General features: G+C 53.8%; 11 protein-coding genes. 9 read left to right on the top strand and 2 right to left on the bottom strand.

Annotated features, from left to right (window positions below; all coding sequences use genetic code 11):
• Window positions 1–16: 16 nt before the first annotated feature.
• From KE531_18570 to KE531_18560, 3 genes are all read left to right on the top strand, one after another.
• Window positions 17–358: a DUF4315 family protein gene (locus KE531_18570; protein ID MBR9955601.1), complete on the top strand. Its 342-nt coding sequence runs from the start codon at window positions 17–19 to the stop codon at window positions 356–358.
• A 4-nt stretch (window positions 359–362) separates the two neighbouring features.
• A complete protein-coding gene (locus KE531_18565) occupies window positions 363–1,010 on the top strand; it encodes a DUF4366 domain-containing protein (protein ID MBR9955600.1) in 648 nt (215 codons plus the stop codon).
• A gap of 342 nt (window positions 1,011–1,352) precedes the next feature.
• Window positions 1,353–3,461 (top strand): DNA topoisomerase 3, encoded by a 2,109-nt coding sequence (locus KE531_18560; protein MBR9955599.1) that lies wholly within the window; start codon window positions 1,353–1,355, stop codon window positions 3,459–3,461.
• 91 nt (window positions 3,462–3,552) lie between these two features.
• On the opposite strand, the gene KE531_18555 is transcribed toward KE531_18560, so the two are convergent.
• Complete coding sequence (locus KE531_18555; protein MBR9955598.1) at window positions 3,553–3,816, bottom strand: hypothetical protein; 264 nt, start codon at window positions 3,814–3,816, stop codon at window positions 3,553–3,555.
• Between the two features lie 581 nt (window positions 3,817–4,397).
• Between KE531_18555 and KE531_18550 the strand changes: the two genes are divergently transcribed.
• Both KE531_18550 and KE531_18545 read left to right on the top strand, forming a co-directional pair.
• The gene (locus tag KE531_18550) at window positions 4,398–4,745 is read left to right on the top strand and encodes a TnpV protein (protein MBR9955597.1); all 348 of its coding nucleotides are present in this window, start codon (window positions 4,398–4,400) and stop codon (window positions 4,743–4,745) included.
• 23 nt (window positions 4,746–4,768) lie between these two features.
• Window positions 4,769–12,394, top strand: a complete 7,626-nt coding sequence (locus tag KE531_18545) for a DEAD/DEAH box helicase family protein (GenBank protein MBR9955596.1) — start codon at window positions 4,769–4,771, stop codon at window positions 12,392–12,394.
• 189 nt (window positions 12,395–12,583) lie between these two features.
• Here the strand turns inward: KE531_18545 and KE531_18540 are convergent, their stop codons facing one another.
• Window positions 12,584–13,792 carry an IS110 family transposase gene (locus KE531_18540; GenBank protein ID MBR9955595.1) on the bottom strand — a complete coding sequence of 403 codons (1,209 nt, stop codon included), beginning with the start codon at window positions 13,790–13,792 and terminating at the stop codon, window positions 12,584–12,586.
• Window positions 13,793–14,086: 294 nt separating this feature from the next.
• Between KE531_18540 and KE531_18535 the strand changes: the two genes are divergently transcribed.
• Genes KE531_18535 through KE531_18520 form a run of 4 tightly spaced genes read left to right on the top strand, consistent with a single transcriptional unit; the run spans window position 14,087 to window position 16,881 of the window.
• Complete coding sequence (locus tag KE531_18535; GenBank protein MBR9955594.1) at window positions 14,087–14,575, top strand: hypothetical protein; 489 nt, start codon at window positions 14,087–14,089, stop codon at window positions 14,573–14,575.
• Window positions 14,541–15,809: a hypothetical protein gene (locus KE531_18530; protein MBR9955593.1), complete on the top strand. Its 1,269-nt coding sequence runs from the start codon at window positions 14,541–14,543 to the stop codon at window positions 15,807–15,809. Before KE531_18535 ends, KE531_18530 begins: the two co-directional genes overlap by 35 nt.
• Window positions 15,806–16,036, top strand: a complete 231-nt coding sequence (locus KE531_18525) for a transposon-transfer assisting family protein (protein MBR9955592.1) — start codon at window positions 15,806–15,808, stop codon at window positions 16,034–16,036. The genes KE531_18530 and KE531_18525 overlap by 4 nt, the downstream gene beginning before the upstream one ends.
• The gene (locus KE531_18520) at window positions 16,033–16,881 is read left to right on the top strand and encodes a DUF4316 domain-containing protein (protein MBR9955591.1); all 849 of its coding nucleotides are present in this window, start codon (window positions 16,033–16,035) and stop codon (window positions 16,879–16,881) included. Before KE531_18525 ends, KE531_18520 begins: the two co-directional genes overlap by 4 nt.
• The last annotated feature ends 93 nt before the right edge of the window (window positions 16,882–16,974 follow it).

Here is a 16,974-nt window from a genome sequence, read left to right as displayed (position 1 = left end):
AAGGAGTGACGATGATATGAGCAAAAAATTGAGCCGTTATCTCGAGGATATTGAGAAAACGGAAAAGAAAATGGCGGAACTGAAAGCGCATCTGGAGGCGGTGCGGCAGTCCCAGAAGGCAGACGAGGACGCCGAGATTGTCCGCAGCATCCGCAGCATGAACGTGAAAGGCTGGGATTTGCTCCGCTTGCTGGACAGTATTCAGAACGGCACGGTGGAGCTGCGGCCGGTGGAACCTGCCGGCCCTTCCGATGCGCAGCATGAGGGGGATACACCCGAAATCTTGCCGGATTTCGATGGAGAAGAAACCGGCCTTGACAAGCAGACGCCGGACGAGGCGTCGGAAAGTGAGGAATGAAACCATGAAAAAGAAGAAACTGCTGACGCTGCTGACCACCCTGTGTATGGCGCTGACGCTTTTCCCGGTGACGGCGTTTGCCTATGCGGAGCCGGAACCGACCCCTACGCCGGAGCCGGTGATCGAGGAAACGACGCCGGAGGGCACCCCGTTTTCGGTTCCCGGCAACGGGGAAATCCTGGACGATATTACCGATGATCCCACCAAGGATTTCCTGACCGTGACAACGGCCAACGGCAATACCTTTTTCCTGGTCATTGACCGCAGCCAGAACACAGAAAACGTGTATATGCTCTCGATGATCGACGAGCTTGACCTTCAGGATTTCATCGAAGAGAGTGAACAGGAAGAACCGGCGCAGGCCGGCGTGGTGTTGGAGGAGCCCGCGCAAACGCCGGAACCCACCCAGGCGGTGGAGCCGGAAACGGAGGAAGAACCCGCGTCCAATGGGTTGCCGCTCTTCCTCATTGTGATCATGCTGACCGCCGTGGCCGGTGTGGGGGCATATTTCTACTTTAAGATTTATAAACCCCAACATGAGCAGGACAATTCCGAGAGCGAGAACATGGAGATCAGCGACGGCCTGGAAACCATCAACGAGGATGAACCGGCAGACACCGATGAGGATGCCGGTTCGGATGAAACCCAGTAATATATAAGCGTGAACACAGCGTAAACACCTGGAGGGCGGCCCGCTTTTGGGCTGCCCTCCTTCCATTGTATGCTTTAGCAAAATGAGAACCCCCAGCTCTGCTGGGGAGAGTAAAAAAGCTTTAGCTTCAAGCACCGAGCGAAGCGAGAAGAGATCAACAACTTTACTATTGTCAGGAAATTGATCTTAGATAATAGCGCCCGTTTACGGGCTGTGGGGCAAGTGATGCAAGTGGCGACTTTTTCAGTGCCTCTTGAGAGGCTTGCCGTTCGATGCCCTTCTAGGGCTTACACAAGCCCCCGGCTTAGCCGGGGGTCATGACTTTACGAGGAGGAGGAGACTATGATTTTAGTGATCGCGGAAAAACCCAGTGTATCGGGCAGCCTGTCCAAAGTGATCGGCGCGGCCAACCGTAAAAAGGGCTATTTTAAGGGCAACGGGTATCTGGTCAGTTGGTGTCTGGGCCACCTGGCAGAATATGTGGAGCCACAGGTCTATGACAAAAAGTATGAGCGTTGGCACTATGAGGATTTGCCCATCATCCCGGATCATTGGCAGCTTGCGGTGGCTGAGGCGAAAAAGGAACAGTTTGAGGTGCTTTCCATCCTGATGAATCGGCCTGATCTCGAATACATTGTCAATGCCTGCGATGCCGGGCGCGAGGGTGAATCCATCTTCCGCAGGGTGTTCGCCCTGGTGGGGAGCAAAGCCCCTGTCAAGCGGCTTTGGATTTCCAGCATGGAGGATGCCGCCATCCGGGAAGGGTTTGCACACCTGAAGGACAGTAGGGCTTATGACAATCTCTTCCAGGCGGCGGAGTGCCGCGCCCGCGCCGATTGGCTGGTGGGAATGAACGCCACACGGGCCTATACCACCAAATACTTTAAGCGGCTGGTGATCGGGCGGGTGCAGACTCCGACCCTGGCTATGCTGGTGGAACGCCAGCATAAAATCGACGGTTTTGTACGGGAAACCTATTATAAGGTATCGCTGAGCGGTGACGGGCTGACGGTTGTTTCGGACGCCATCCAGGAGGAGGCCGATGCAGAAAACCTTGTGCAGATCTGCCACGGAAAGCCGGCAACCGTGTCAAAACTGGAAAAGACCAAGAAAACGGCGAAACCGCCCCGGCTCTATGACCTGACCACCCTGCAAAGGGAGGCAAACCGCTTCTTTGGTTATACCGCTCAGGAAACGCTGGATGTCCTTCAGGAACTGTATGAGGGCAAACTCGTGACCTACCCCCGGACAGACAGTCAGTATATCACGGAGGATATGGCCGGAACGGTTCAGGGGCTGCTTGCCGGTATGCCGAAGATTTTGCCCTTTCTTTCCGCTGTGCCGGATGATTCACGGGTCAGCCGCCTGGTGGACAATGCCAAGGTGACGGATCACCACGCGATTCTGCCGACCCAGGAGGCGGTACGGGCTGACCTTTCCCAACTGGCCGAAAAACAGAAAAATATCTTCTATCTGGTGTGCCAGCGGCTCGCCCAGGCAGTTTTACCCGACTGCATCTATGAGGAGACGGATGTCGAAGTGCTGTGTGCGGAAACTACGTTTAAGGCCAAAGGCAAGATTGTGTTGGAGCCTGGGTATCAGGCCATCGAGGATGCGTTCCGTATCTATTATAATAAGGTAGGGGAAAATAAAGAGAACGCGAAAATTCCCGCTTCTCTGACCGAGGGTATGGAACTTGCATCGGTACAGGCCGGTAAGAGCCGGCACTTCACCTCTCCGCCCAAGGCATACACCGAAGATACCCTGCTCTCGGCTATGGAGACAGCCGGCAACAAAGAGTTTGACGCCGACACCGAGAAGAAGGGGCTGGGTACGCCTGCTACGCGGGCCAACATCATCGAAAAGCTGGTACATTCCGGCTACGCAGCCCGGAAAGGCAAACAGATCGTTCCCACTAAAGATGGCATGGAGATGATCTCCGTGATCCCGGACTATCTGAAATCGGCGGCGCTGACCGCTGAATGGGAGAACCGGCTTCTTGGTGTGGAGCGCGGGAAAATGCCGGCGGACGCTTTCCTGCAAGACATCTGCAAACTGGTGGCAAAGGTGCTGGAAGGATGCGACGCCATCCCGGAAGCGGAACGCCAGCGGTTTGATGCGCGGGTCAGTGTTGGCAACTGCCCACTCTGCGGCAAGCCGGTGTATGAGAGCGTGAAAAACTTCTACTGCTCCGACAAATCCTGCCGCTTTGCGCTCTGGAAGGAGAATCGTTTCCTCGCCAACATGAAAAAGACCATCGACAAAAAGATGGCGGCCGATCTGCTGAAAACCGGCAAAACCCATGTCACTGACCTCTATTCGGCCAAGAAAAATGCTACCTTCGCCGCTGATCTGGTCATGCAGATGGAAAACGGCCGGCCCGCATTTTCTCTTTCGTTCCCGAAACCCTACTCCAGCAAGAAAGGAAAAGCGGCGGGCCAAAAGAAGTAACCTTGCATACTCCCGGTGGGCGGTAGGATGGCCTGCCGGGATTTCTTTTTTGCATAAGACAGGAGGCAACTATGGCACAAATACAATCCATTCAGGCGTTGGCTGAATCCCACGCCCAGGAAGTCAGCCGGTCGCCCCGCGACTGGATGGGGTATCTGGATACCGCCGCAAGGCTGTACCGGTACTCGTTCCAGGAAAATCTTCTGATCCACGCCCAGCGCCCCGGTGCAACCGCCTGTGCGGAGTTGGAACTGTGGAACAGCAAGATGAACCGCTGGGTCAACCGCGGCGCCAAGGGCATTGCGCTGTTGGACGATACCGGACCAAGGCTGCGGCTTCGGTATGTCTTTGACATTTCCGATACCCATCCGGTCAAAGGGGCAAGAGACCCCTACCTGTGGGAAATGCGGGAGACGCACCATGACGCCATTCTTTCCCACCTGGCAGACGCCTATGGCCTGGACGAATCGGCAGATACCTTGCCGCTGGCCCTGATAGCGATTGCCAGGCAGGTGAGTGAGGAAAACCTGGAAGAAGCGATGGAAGGTCTGGCCTATGAAAAAGGCGGTACATTCCTGGAGGAACTGGATGAAGATAACATTCGGGTCGAATTCCGCAATATGCTGGAATACAGCATCTACTATACGCTGTGCCGCCGCTGCGGCCTTGACCCGATGGAGGAACTGGAGGAATCCGACTTTATCCCGGTGACGGATTTCAACCGGCTTTCGGTTCTGACCTTTCTGGGAAACGCCACCAGCAGCCTGTCCGAGCCGGTTCTGCGGGATATTGGCCGGGAGATGCGCCGGATCGAACGGGAAAATTTGGCGCAGCAGCTTGAAAAATCCGTGGACAGCTTGTATACTGTAAATGAAAGATTTAGCGCATTAAAGCGCGAAAGCGAAGAACCAGGAACACAACCAACTGAAGGAGGATATGAGCATGGAACTGACGTATCATCGCAAGGGAGAGTATCTGTTTCCGAACCTGGCCGTACAGGAGGAGCCGGTGCAACTGGGCAAGTATGGGATGCTGCGCAGGACGTATCTGAAGGAGAACAAGCAGAACTGGTATCAGAGTATGCTGCTGACAGGCAAACTGAACCGGCACCTGCTGGAGATCGAGAAGGCCGCCGAGGATCGGATGGACGTGCTGATGGCGGGGCTGCTGAAACAGTATCCGGCCCCGGACAAGGAGAAGGATCAACTGGCCTGGACAGCGCACATGAACAGCCTGCAGGCGATGGCCGAGGAGACCATTCTGACGGAATTGGTGTACAACTGATTCCTGAGACAACCGAACAGGATTTGAGTGAAGCAGAGGAAGAAATCGCCTCTGCTTTATCTTTGCCAGAATTGCCGACGGTGGCAAGCCAGCGCCATGCCATTGAGGAACGGCAGGCGGCGCTGTATGCGGGGGAAATTGCTATCCCTGCGGATGTGGTGGATGAAGTCCTTCGCAGCGGCGGCAACCGGGACAGAAGCCAGCTCCGGCTGATCTATAACTTTATGACCGACCCGACGCCGGAGGAAGCCGCGGAGTTCGTAAAGCGTGAATACGGCGTCGGCGGTAAGGGTTTTACCATTGACGGACGGGACTATGCGGTCTGGTGGGATGAACCGGGAATGCAGATCGCCGCCGGCCATACCGTGAAGGACAAAATCTCGGAGAAAGCGTTTCTCTCTTGGCCGGATGTGAGCGCCCGGATTGGGCAACTGCTCGCCCAGGGGGAATACGCGCCCCAGGTGGTGCTGGACGCAGCGCGGGGCAACGCACTCAAAGAACACGCCGCGGTCTTAATCTATATGGAACGTGACCTGGCCGATGGCGTGGCGGAGCGATTCTTTGATGATTTATCCGTATTTCAAGGCGGATTCCCCGAAGTGACGGAGCGCCTGGCTCAACAGTTGGATTCGCCGGAGTATGTGGCAGACCTAAACCAGCGTCTTGAACGGTTAGCGTCTGCCTATGCTGTAGATACGTCCCTGATCCGGTTCCGCCATTATGCGCCGGATCGCGTGTTGCAGCAGTTTCAAAAGTTCGCCCGCGAGGCTGTGCCGTATCAGGCGCGGAATGAATTTGCATGGCAAGAGCATGACCGCTTTATCACCGAAGATGAAGTGGACGCCTTTCTGACGCGTGGTGGCCCATATTCGGATGGACGTTTGACGGTTTATGCGTACTTTATCGGTGCACACACGGATAAGGAAAAGGCCGACTTCCTCCGCCACCAGTATGGGGAAGGCGGGAGCAGCCACGCGCTGGCCGGAGCAGATGATTCCCATGCGGATTACGGGACAAAGGGGATTGCGCTGGCGCGGGGAAGCTATACCGCACCCTATGCGCAAACCTTTCTGAAATGGCCGAAGGCGGCGCTGCGGGTAGATCAGTTGATTCAGCAAAAGGAATACTTACAGCCGGGCGATTACACACGGATGCCGGCCTATGAGCGGGAATGGATGGCAAACCGCATCCTGCAATTTTACAGTGGGCTTCCACAAGAAGTTGACCGCCCTTTCACCGATACCTTTTTCCACGAAGAAGCGAGAAAAGAACTGCCGGAAGCTCTTTCTGATGCCACCAAGGCAGAAACCCTGTTGACCGCAATGAACCAGGCACTGGCCGCGTTGCCTCTGGATTTTGACCGCTATGAGGAGCGGGCTGAGATTCTGGCCCAGGTGCACCAGTATGTGGACGGTACCTTCACCATCTTCCCGGAGCCGAAAAAGGCACCGGATTTGAATAGCATTTCCGGTCGGCAGCTTTCCCTGTTTGACTTTATGGACAGCGGTGAGCCGGCAAGCGACAAGGAAGAAATGCCCGCCCCAGCCCCGGCACCATCCGAGGCACATATGACGGCGAATACCGGTGACGGACAGGAAGAACCCGTGCAAAATGGCGTTGTGGCCCGTTACCATTCAGCTATGGCCATGCAGGACGGCTATACCGAAGAGATTGCCATCATCCGGTATCCCAATGGGAAATTTTACAACCATTATGGATTCGATGAGGAGCTGGGGATGGGAGCCGCTACGGCAGGCCCGTTTGATTCGCTGGAAGATGCAAGGCGAGCCCTTCACGCCCATCGCCCTGATGCGCAGGAAGTGGAGGTGCAGGAGCAAAAGACGGAACGGGAACCGCAGCCTTTGGAGCCAATGCTGCTGCAAACACAAGACGAGTACAACGCTGTTAAGGAAAAATACCCCAATTCCCTGATTGGCTTTGAACTGGAAGGGCATTACCTGTTCCTGGGCGAAGATGCCAAACAGGTGTCCGCGATACTCGACAGCAGACTTCTGGAAAAACCATTGGAACAGGGCGGCAATATCATCGTAACAGGATTTCCTTCTAACCAGTGGGTGTATTATTCCCGCCAGCTTTGGAGTAAAGGCGAGAATGTCTGCCTTTACGGGGAACAGAATGACGGCACCCACGCCCAGACCAAATATTTAAGCGGCAGGGATTATCTACCCATTGATACGACGGTGCATATTGACGGCAGGGAGTTCCGCGTGGATACGGTGGACTTTGAACGGGGTAAAGTCAGTTTGCAGGACATGACGATGGCCAGAGAGGTGCGGTATCCGCTGTTTCGGGAGGAACCGGTCGAGTTTGTCCGCGCACTCTACGAGCAGGAAGAACCCCAATTTGATTTTGCCACGGAGGAACAGGTATTCATTGCAATCCAGCAATCCCGGTATGCCTATGAGGATTTCTCCGGCGAACAGATGGACGTGATCTATGCGGCAGGCCAGAAAAATTTGAACCTTCTGCCCATGCTGAACCCGGACTTTTCTGTGGAACAAATGCAACTGATCGCAGATATAGAGGATCGGGTGCGCAAAAATGAGCGCGTCGCCTACGACGGGATGATGCTTCCCCTGACCGGCCACGTTATGACGCCGGAAGAAATCAACGCTGTACGGAAAGAAATCCGCCTGCCGCTGGAGCCGTTTACCCGAACCGACGAGGCAACGGAAGAACCGGCGGCACCCGCTCAAACGGCTGTGATTCAGGAAAAGCACAATTTTCACATCACCGACGATGATCTGGGCGTGGGCGGCCCGAAAGCCAAGTTCCGCGCCAACATGGACGCTATCCATCTGCTGAAAACACTGGAGGCCGAGGGTCGGCTTGCCACGGCGGAAGAACAGGAAGTGCTGTCCCGCTTTGTCGGCTGGGGCGGCATCTCCCAGACATTTGACCCGGACAACTCCAGTTGGGCGAAGGAGTATGCCGAGGTAAAAGCGGCGTTGAACCCGGAAGAATACCGTGATGCCAGAGGCTCTACCCTCAACGCCTTTTATACCTCTCCCACCGTGATTAAGGCGATGTATGCCGCACTGGAACAGATGGGGCTGCGTACCGGCAATGTGCTGGAACCGGCCTGCGGGATCGGCAACTTTATGGGGCTGGTGCCACAGAGTATGGAAGGGCTGAAAATGTACGGTGTGGAGCTGGACAGCATTTCCGGCCGGATTGCCCGGCAGCTCTACCAGAAAAATCAGATCGCCGTCCAGGGCTTTGAGACAATGGAGTTTCCGGACAGTTTCTTTGACTGTGCGATTGGCAATGTCCCCTTTGGCGATTACAAAGTGCTGGACAAGCGGTATGACCGCTACAATTTCCTGATCCACGATTACTTCATTGCCCGCAGCCTTGATCTGGTGCGCCCTGGCGGCGTGGTGGCAGTCATCACATCCTCCGGCACAATGGACAAGCAGAATGATTCCGTCCGCCGTTATCTGGCGGCGCGGGCCGACCTGTTGGGCGCTATCCGCCTGCCGGATAACGCCTTTATGCGCAATGCCAACACCGGCGTGGTGGCGGATATTCTGTTTTTCCAGAAGCGTGACCGGGTGGCATTGGAGGAGCCGGACTGGGTGCATCTGGGTACGACCGAGGAAGGCTATACGGTCAACTCGTACTTTGCCAGACACCCGGAGATGGTTTTGGGCACGTTTTCAACGGAAAACACCCAGTACGGCAAGCAGGAGGTGACGGTAAAGCCCATCGAGGGCGCTGTGCTGGCTGACCAGTTGCAAGCGGCCATCTCCCACATTCAGGGAACGATCACCGAGCCGGAACTGGATGAATCCGAGCTGGAGGGCGTGGATACGTCGATACCGGCAGACCCGGAGGTGAAGAATTTCAGCTTCGCCAACGTGGACGGCCTCGTGTATTACCGTGAAAATTCCCGGATGAATCTCATGGAACTGCCGGCAACGACAACCGAACGGGTGCTGGGGATGATTGAACTTAGGGACTTGACCCAAAATCTGCTCAATTTGCAGATGGAAAACTGCTCCGATGCAGAACTGACCATCGCCCAGGACAAACTGAACCGGGCCTATGATTCCTTTACGGCGCAATACGGCCTAATCAGCAGCAACGCCAATCGCCGCGCCTTTTCGCAGGACAGCAGCTACTGCCTGCTGGCTTCCTTGGAAATTCTGGACGAAGAAGGCAAACTGAAGCGGAAAGCCGACATCTTTACAAAGCGTACCATTCGCCGCCCGGAAGCTGTGACCAGCGTGGACACGGCCAGCGAGGCGCTGGCGGTATCCATCGGGGAACGTGCCAAGGTGGATGTGCCCTTTATGGCGCAGTTGGCGGGGAAAACCGAGAACGAAATCACCGAGGAACTGTCAGGCGTGATTTTCAAAAATCCGCTGACTGACCAGTGGGAAATGTCGGATGAATACCTTTCCGGCAACGTCCGCGAAAAGCTGGCTGTGGCCCGCCAGTTTGCAGAGAATCACCCGGAATTTGCCATCAATGTGGCCTATCTGGAACGGGTACAGCCCAAAGACCTGGATGCGTCTGAAATTGAGGTGCGCCTTGGCGCAACCTGGATCAAGCCGGAATATGTCCAGGAATTCATGCAGGAGACGTTCCACACGCCCTGGTATATGGCGGGGAGAGTTATTTCCGTCTCCTATTCCGATGTGACCGGCGCGTGGAATGTATCGGGCAAAAGCCGGGATGTAAACAATCCGCTGGTCAATGCCACCTTCGGCACCACCCGCGCCAATGCCTACCGGCTGTTGGAAGATGCCCTGAACCTGCGGGACACCAAAATCTATGACACGGAGCGTGATATAGACGGGAATGAGCATCGGGTTCTCAACAAAAATGAGACGATGCTGGCCCAGCAGAAACAGGACGCCATCAAGGAGGCATTCAAGGAATGGATTTTCCGGGATATGGATCGCCGGGAAGATTTGGTGCAGACCTATAACCGGATGTTTAACAGCATCCGCCCCCGTGAATATGATGGCTCGCACATCCGCTTTGTGGGTATGACGCCGGAGATCACCCTGATGCAGCACCAGAAAAATGCGGTGGCCCATATCCTGTATGGCGGGAATACCCTGCTGGCCCACTGTGTCGGTGCTGGCAAGACCTTCCAGATGATCGCTGCCGGCATGGAGAGCAAGCGTCTGGGCCTGGCGCAGAAATGCCTGTATGTAGTGCCCAACCATCTGACAGAGCAATGGGGCAGCGACTTTTTACGCCTGTATCCCGGCGCGAATATCCTGGTGGCGACCAAGAAGGACTTTGAACCGGCCAACCGAAAAAAGTTCTGCTCACGCATCGCCACGGGCAACTATGATGCTATTATCATCGGCCACAGCCAGTTTGAGCGTATCCCACTGTCCAGGGAACGGCAGATTGCCACGATTGAACGCCAGATTGACGATATCACAATGGCAATCGCGGATGCTAAGGACAAGGCCGGGGCAAACTTCACCGTCAAGCAGATGGAAAAGACCAAAAAATCATTGCAGGTGAGATTGCAGAAACTGAACGACCAGACGCGCAAGGACGATGTGGTCACCTTTGAGCAACTGGGCGTTGACCGGCTGTTTGTGGACGAAAGCCATTTTTACAAAAATATGTTCCTCTACACAAAAATGCGGAACGTGGCCGGCATCTCCCAGACGGACGCGCAGAAAAGCTCGGATATGTTTATGAAGTGCCAATACCTGGATGAGATTACAGGCAGCCGGGGCATTACCTTTGCGACCGGTACTCCTATCAGCAACTCAATGGTGGAACTCTACACCATCATGCGCTATTTGCAATATGACACCCTCCAGAAGATGGGACTGGGACATTTCGATTCCTGGGCCGCTACGTTTGGGGAGACGGTGACGGCGATTGAACTGGCACCGGAAGGAACGGGCTACCGTGCAAAAACGCGGTTCGCCCGCTTTTTTAATCTCCCGGAACTGATTTCGGTATTCAAGGAGGCAGCGGATGTCCGCACGGCGGATATGCTGCACCTGCCGGTGCCGGAAGCGGAGTATGTCAACGTGGTCTTAAAGCCCAGTGAAATCCAGCAGGATATGGTATCCAGCTTTGCTGACCGGGCGGAAGTCGTCCGCACAGGTTCGGTTGACCCCAGGACCGATAACATGCTCAAGATCACAAACGATGGGCGGAAATGCGCATTGGATCAGCGGCTGTTGAATGACCTTCTCCCGGATGAGCCGGACAGTAAGGTGAATCACTGTGTCGAAAATGCCTTTTCTATCTGGCAGGAAACCAGTGACATCTGCGCCACCCAGCTAATTTTCTGTGACCTGTCCACGCCGAAAGGCGACGGCAGTTTCAATGTCTACGATGATGTGCGGGATAAACTGGTGGCAAAGGGCGTTCCAAGGGAAGAAGTTGCTTTTATCCATGAGGCAACGACCGAGACAAAAAAGGCGGAGCTGTTTGCCAAGGTGCGCGCCGGTCAGGTGCGTATCCTGCTCGGTTCCACACCGAAACTAGGAGCCGGAACCAACATCCAGGATCGGTTGATTGCGCTGCATCATCTGGACTGCCCCTGGAAACCTTCTGACCTGGAACAGCAGGAAGGACGAATTTTACGTCAGGGCAACCAGAACAAGAAGGTAAAAATTTATCGTTACGTCACCGAAAATACGTTTGATGCGTACATGTGGCAGCTTTTGGAGAATAAGCAGAAGTTCATCAGCCAGATCATGACATCCAAATCCCCTGTGCGTTCTGCGGAAGATGTGGACGATACGGCGCTTTCCTACGCGGAAATCAAGGCGCTGGCAACAGGCAATCCGTACATCAAGGAGAAGATGGACTTGGACATCCAGGTGAGCAAGCTAAAGCTGCTCAAAGCCAACCACACCAGTCAGATTTACCGTCTGGAATCGGACATTGCCAAGCGCTACCCGATAGAGATTACTGCCACGAAAGAGCGCGTGGCTGGGCTGAAAGCTGACCTGGAGGCGGTAAAACCGTATCTCGACCAGGACAAAGACGAGTTTGTCATTACCGTTGGGGAAAAGACCTATAGGGACAAGAAAGAGGCTGGCACAGCGATTCTGGCGGCCTGCGCCGGTTTGAAAGCCGTCAATACGGCAGGGCAAATCGGTGATTATCACGGGTTCGCTTTGGTGGCGAGCTATGACACCTTTAACCAGACATTCATGCTCACCGTCAAGCGGCAATGCAGCTATACCATGGAGGTCGGCAAAGACCCGCTGGGCAATATCCAGCGTATCAACAATGCTCTGGCGGGTATTGAGAAAAAGCTGCCGGAGGCAGAGTCCAAACTGGCAACCTTGCAGGCCCAGTTGGAGGCTGCCAGGGAGGAGGTCAAAAGACCTTTCCCGCAAGCTGCGGAGCTGGAGGAAAAGTCGGCGCGGCTGGCAGAACTCAATGCTCTTTTGAACATGGATGAGCGCGGCGGTAGCGAGGCCGTTGGGCTGGATGAGACATCGGAAGCTATGGAAACTGTGACACCCACCCGGAAACAGCCGGAGGTTGCGCAAGAAGTGACCGAGCCTGATCGCCCCGCCAGGGGTGGGTCTGTTCTCGCTAGGCTCCACGAGAAACAGACGGCACATAAGGAGGAGCAGGGAGCCGAATCTGCTCTGAAAAAGACGCAGGCACAGGAACTATAAACTGTTGCGGCACCGCCAGAGGGAGACAGCTTGTGAATCCCTCTGGCGGTGTCCTTCTTTTGAAGACCTGCTAAAAAAAGTCAAGTAAAATTTTCGAGAGAATGAGCAAAAAAACGAGCGCACAAATCTAAGCCGCTGAGCATCTCAAAATCGAAATGGCGGCCGGCCAGATGATATAGTGCAGAAAAATCAGTCGTATTCCATGGAATCCAAATAGGCTTTTACAGAAGCGTAGTAGATGCGCAGAAACTTGTTTGCGGAGGCCATCATGTAGACTCGGTAAGGCTTGCCTTCAGAATGTTTCTTGCTCATGAACTGGTAGACCGGCTCATCCATTGGAGCACGTTGCAGGATGACACTCATCACCAGAAAGAGCGTCCTGCGCAGGGAGGCAGACCCCCGCTTGGAAATGCTGCGGCTGCGGACATCCATTTGGCCGGATTGGTAGGGCGGGGCATCAATGCCCGCAAAGGCCACCAGTGCTTTTTTTGAATGAAAACGGCGGACATCGCCAATTTCAGCCATAAGCTGGGGGCCGAGAGAGGGACCAACGCCAAACATCCCCATTACCACAGGATACTCCGGCAGAGAAGCTGCCAGGGACTGCATCTCTTGCTTGAGAGCAGCTAACGCGGCAGAAGTTGCCCGGAGTTGGGAAATAGCCTGTTCTACCAAAAGTTTTGTTGTATCCGTTTTTGGCATGACACCGAAGTGCCCACAGGCAGAGGCGTATATATCCAATGCCTTATTTTCGTTGAAATTGTAGCCGTGCTTTCTGCACCACTTCTGGTATCTGGTGATAAAGGTCTTCTCAGACAGACCGCAGACACACTCGCAGTGCCAAAAAGCATCTACAAAGTCCACCCACTTCTCGCTGCCATCAGCGCGGGGCGGACTGGCAAACAGGCGGTTTGCGTCCGGGAAAGTTGTGTCCAGCAGGGAGATCAGGTTATTCTTCAGCATGGTTTGTACTTTGGAATACTGCTGGTACTGCCGGTAGCAGGTCTTCAGCATGAGCCGGGTATCCTCATCGGGGACATATCTCGGCAGTGTGAGCCAGTGGTCAAGGCCGTAGTTGGCCAGCTTCACAGCATCCTTCTTGTCGGTCTTGGCCCGCCTTAAACTGTTGTTTCCGTAGTCGTGCACCAGCATTGCATTGACTACCGAGACATAAAGCCCCGCGTCGTGGAGTAGCCAGGCCACAGGCGCGTGGTAATTACCCGTGGCTTCCATCACCACACGGGTCTCACCGTCCAGGCTTTTGAGCAGCCTTGCCAGCTCACTCAGTTCGCTGTCGGTGTGAAGTACCTCAAAGGGTGAGACTACCACCTCTCCGAAAGGCCGCATGACTGCGATCATGCTTTTGCCCTTGGAAACATCGATGCCAACGCAGTTCATCCACATTCCTCCAATACAACGAATCTGTGCAACCGGAATCCATCTTTTCTCGCTGCCGATTCAATCTATTGGGTGACACGAACTCCCCGGCATCCGGTAGGCTCAACCTGCTCAAATCGAACGCTGCAACAAGAGGATGGCTGACCGTCTTCAAAGCGGACATACGAAGCCCAAGGGAGTGAACGTCAGCCAGTTGCTCCTCTTATTGTAGCTTAGGCACGAGATGGAGGGAAAGCCGGACTGGCTGCCCGGCTTTCCTGTCCAAATTTATTGTAATAGGGAGATGATATAGATTTGTTGAAATTAGTACCGATCACACTGCGTCAGGCAAATGCTTTTGTCCAGGTATATCATCGGCATCATAAACCTTCTGTGGGGCACAAATTCTCAATTGGTGTTTCGGATGGAGAAAAGCTGGTCGGTGTAGTGATCTGCGGCCGGCCGGTCAGTCGGCGCTTGGATGATGGTTTAACGCTGGAAGTCAACCGAGTCTGCACGGATGGGACGAAAAATGCTTGCAGTATGCTGTATGGTGCATCCTGCCGCGCTGCAAAGGCGATGGGGTACCGCAGAGTGATTACTTATATCCTGGAAAGCGAACCCGGCACGTCGCTGAAAGCCGCCGGCTTCCACTGCGAGGGGCGGGCAGGCGGCCTTGAGTGGAACGGGAGCCGCAAACCCAAAGATGCGGATCAATACCCACATGAGATGAAAACACGATGGTCAAAAGAAATGGAGGTGGCAACAAATGCCAGAAAAACAGGAGAAGTTGCATCAATTTAATCCAGCGGAATCGGTGGTAATGACTTCCGGCCAGCAGGCACAAAAGATGGTGGAGGAAGCGAAAAAACGGTTTTGGCTCAATCCAGAAGAGGAAAACCTGATTGTCACCTATGCTCAAAAATATGATGATCCAAGTCGGGCGAGCTATCTGATTCATAAATTGGAACAGGCGGTGTATAACACTGATCCCGTGGCAGTTACCAGGGCATTACAGGAAGCCAGAGACGAGATTGACAAATTTCCTGACCGGGAGATCGGCCTTTCTGAAATGCACGAATATGGATACCGGAAGGATGATATGTACCCACTGTCGCAGGATAAGGCGCTGGAGATGCACAGGCTTGGCTTTAAGGTATACTGTTTGCAGCCGGACGGAACCGCAGGCACGTTTTCAAGCCGGGAGATGATCGAGGAACATAACGGCATCTTCGGCATCCGTAAAGCCGACTGGGATTATGAGATGGAGCACCTGGATGACGAGTACAGGGAGGATACGGCGTATCTTCACCCGCAAATGAGCGTCTTAGAGAAGGATGAAGCACTGCGGCTCTTTGATGCCGGTGAGACAATTTATCTGATTACCACCAACCCGATCCCTGTTGCGGCGACCATCCGTTTGGAAATCGAATATGGCTCTGACTATTTTCAAATTTCCACCGAAGCATTGGAGAATGTTAGGCGGCTTCAAACTGAAATGCAGGAACACCCGGAGTTGCAAAGCCTGCGGGAAGCAAAGCTGTTGTTGGAGAATGAGGACAGATATGGTGTTTATCAACTCCGAATTGACAGCCCTGTTACGGAAAAGCTGCTATGTCAGGGAATGGATGCCCTGAAATACCAGGGAAATTCAGTTGAGCGGGAAAATTACAATCTCGTCTATACAAATCATCTCTATCCGGCTGATACGCTGGAAAGTATCTACGCCAGGTTTCACCAGGATCGCCAGCCGGATTTTGATGGCCCGTCCCTCATGGTCAGCGATGTGATTGTGATGAACAGGGAGGGGGTACGGAGCGCGTACTATGTGGACAATCTGGGATTCCGGGAGTTAAAAGATTTTCTGCCGGCCCTTGAAAATCCTGCGCAAAGACAGCGCCAGGCAGTGGAAGGAAAAGAAAAAAAGAAATCTGTGCTTCAAAAATTGCATTCCCATCAGGCAAAACAAAAATCCCAGAAGCAAGCCAATCGTCACCAAAAGTCGCATACGCAAAAGAGAGGTGAGCAAGAGTTATGAAAGTGATTCCGTTTGAACAAGACGAATACATTGTCATGGCGATGTTTGAAGCAGAAAATCGTCAGGCCACAATGCAGCAGATCGAAGAAATCCTTCCATTCATTCAGGATGACACAGAACTGGTGAGGGTTGTGACAGGCACCATAGAAAAGATGAAGCGGATGCCGGATGCACAATTTGCACAGCTTGATCTGGAACCTTACCGCAAGGAGGACGGTGACGAGTGACCATCAACCAGTTTGCGGTATATCAGGTCAGGGAAGAAGCAGCATACCGGCCTCTGCGTTTCCGTTCCTATGATGAGCTACTGCAAAAAGGCTACCGTGTTGATGTAAGCAATTACCATCAGGTCTACCTTTCTCAACTGGCCCCAGGTGATACTGCTGAAACGATTTGCAGGAGGTTTGCTGACAAACTGCCGCGAACATTCAAAGGGCATACCATCAGTGTCAGTGATGTGATTGTTTTGAACCGGACTGGAGAAATATGTGCCTATTTTGTGGATAAGGGCAGACTGATCGCACTTGCCGGTTTTCTACGGCCTAACTCCTCCGGCACTCTCGTTTCGATGGACACAAGTAACTACCGAATAGATGGTAAGCCAGGCACCTGGCTGGCCTGTGACGATGTGATTGTTGATGGCCGTCACTTCTTCCTGATGCAGAACGAGCAGATGAAGAATGCAGCCGCCTGTGCAGTGGTGGACGAAAACGGCAAACTCGTTGTCGATGCGGCGCAAAAATTTGATAAAGATATACTTCGCCAGATCAACGAACATCTTCACCCTCCGCAAGCGGTTCAACAGGAGCCAGCAAAGAAGCCGCCGCTTGAAACTTGGCAGAAAGCATTTGAGAATGGAGAGTACCTCCGTGCAGCGGAGATGACCGAGGAGCAGAGTTACTCCTTCATTGATGGGCGGATCAACAATTTGCCACCGAAAAAAGAAAAAGAAGGCAAGCGGCCTTCGGTGTTGAAACGTCTCCACGAGAAGCAGGCAGCCATTGCGGTACGTTCTGGAAAACTTGCACCGCAGATGGGACTTGAGCAGGAGGCAGAGAGAAACCGTAAATAGGAGGTTACTTGCTATACAGGATTACTAGAATTCCTTCCTGGGTATAAACGAAGCTTATTATTTATATGAATACAATTTACAGTCTAGTCACAA

It is taken from the genome of Eubacteriaceae bacterium Marseille-Q4139, from assembly GCA_018223415.1.
GTDB lineage: Bacteria > Bacillota > Clostridia > Lachnospirales > Lachnospiraceae > CABSIM01.
The sequence above is the reverse complement of the archived record's forward strand: the minus strand, read 5'-3'. Positions and strand labels throughout refer to the sequence as shown.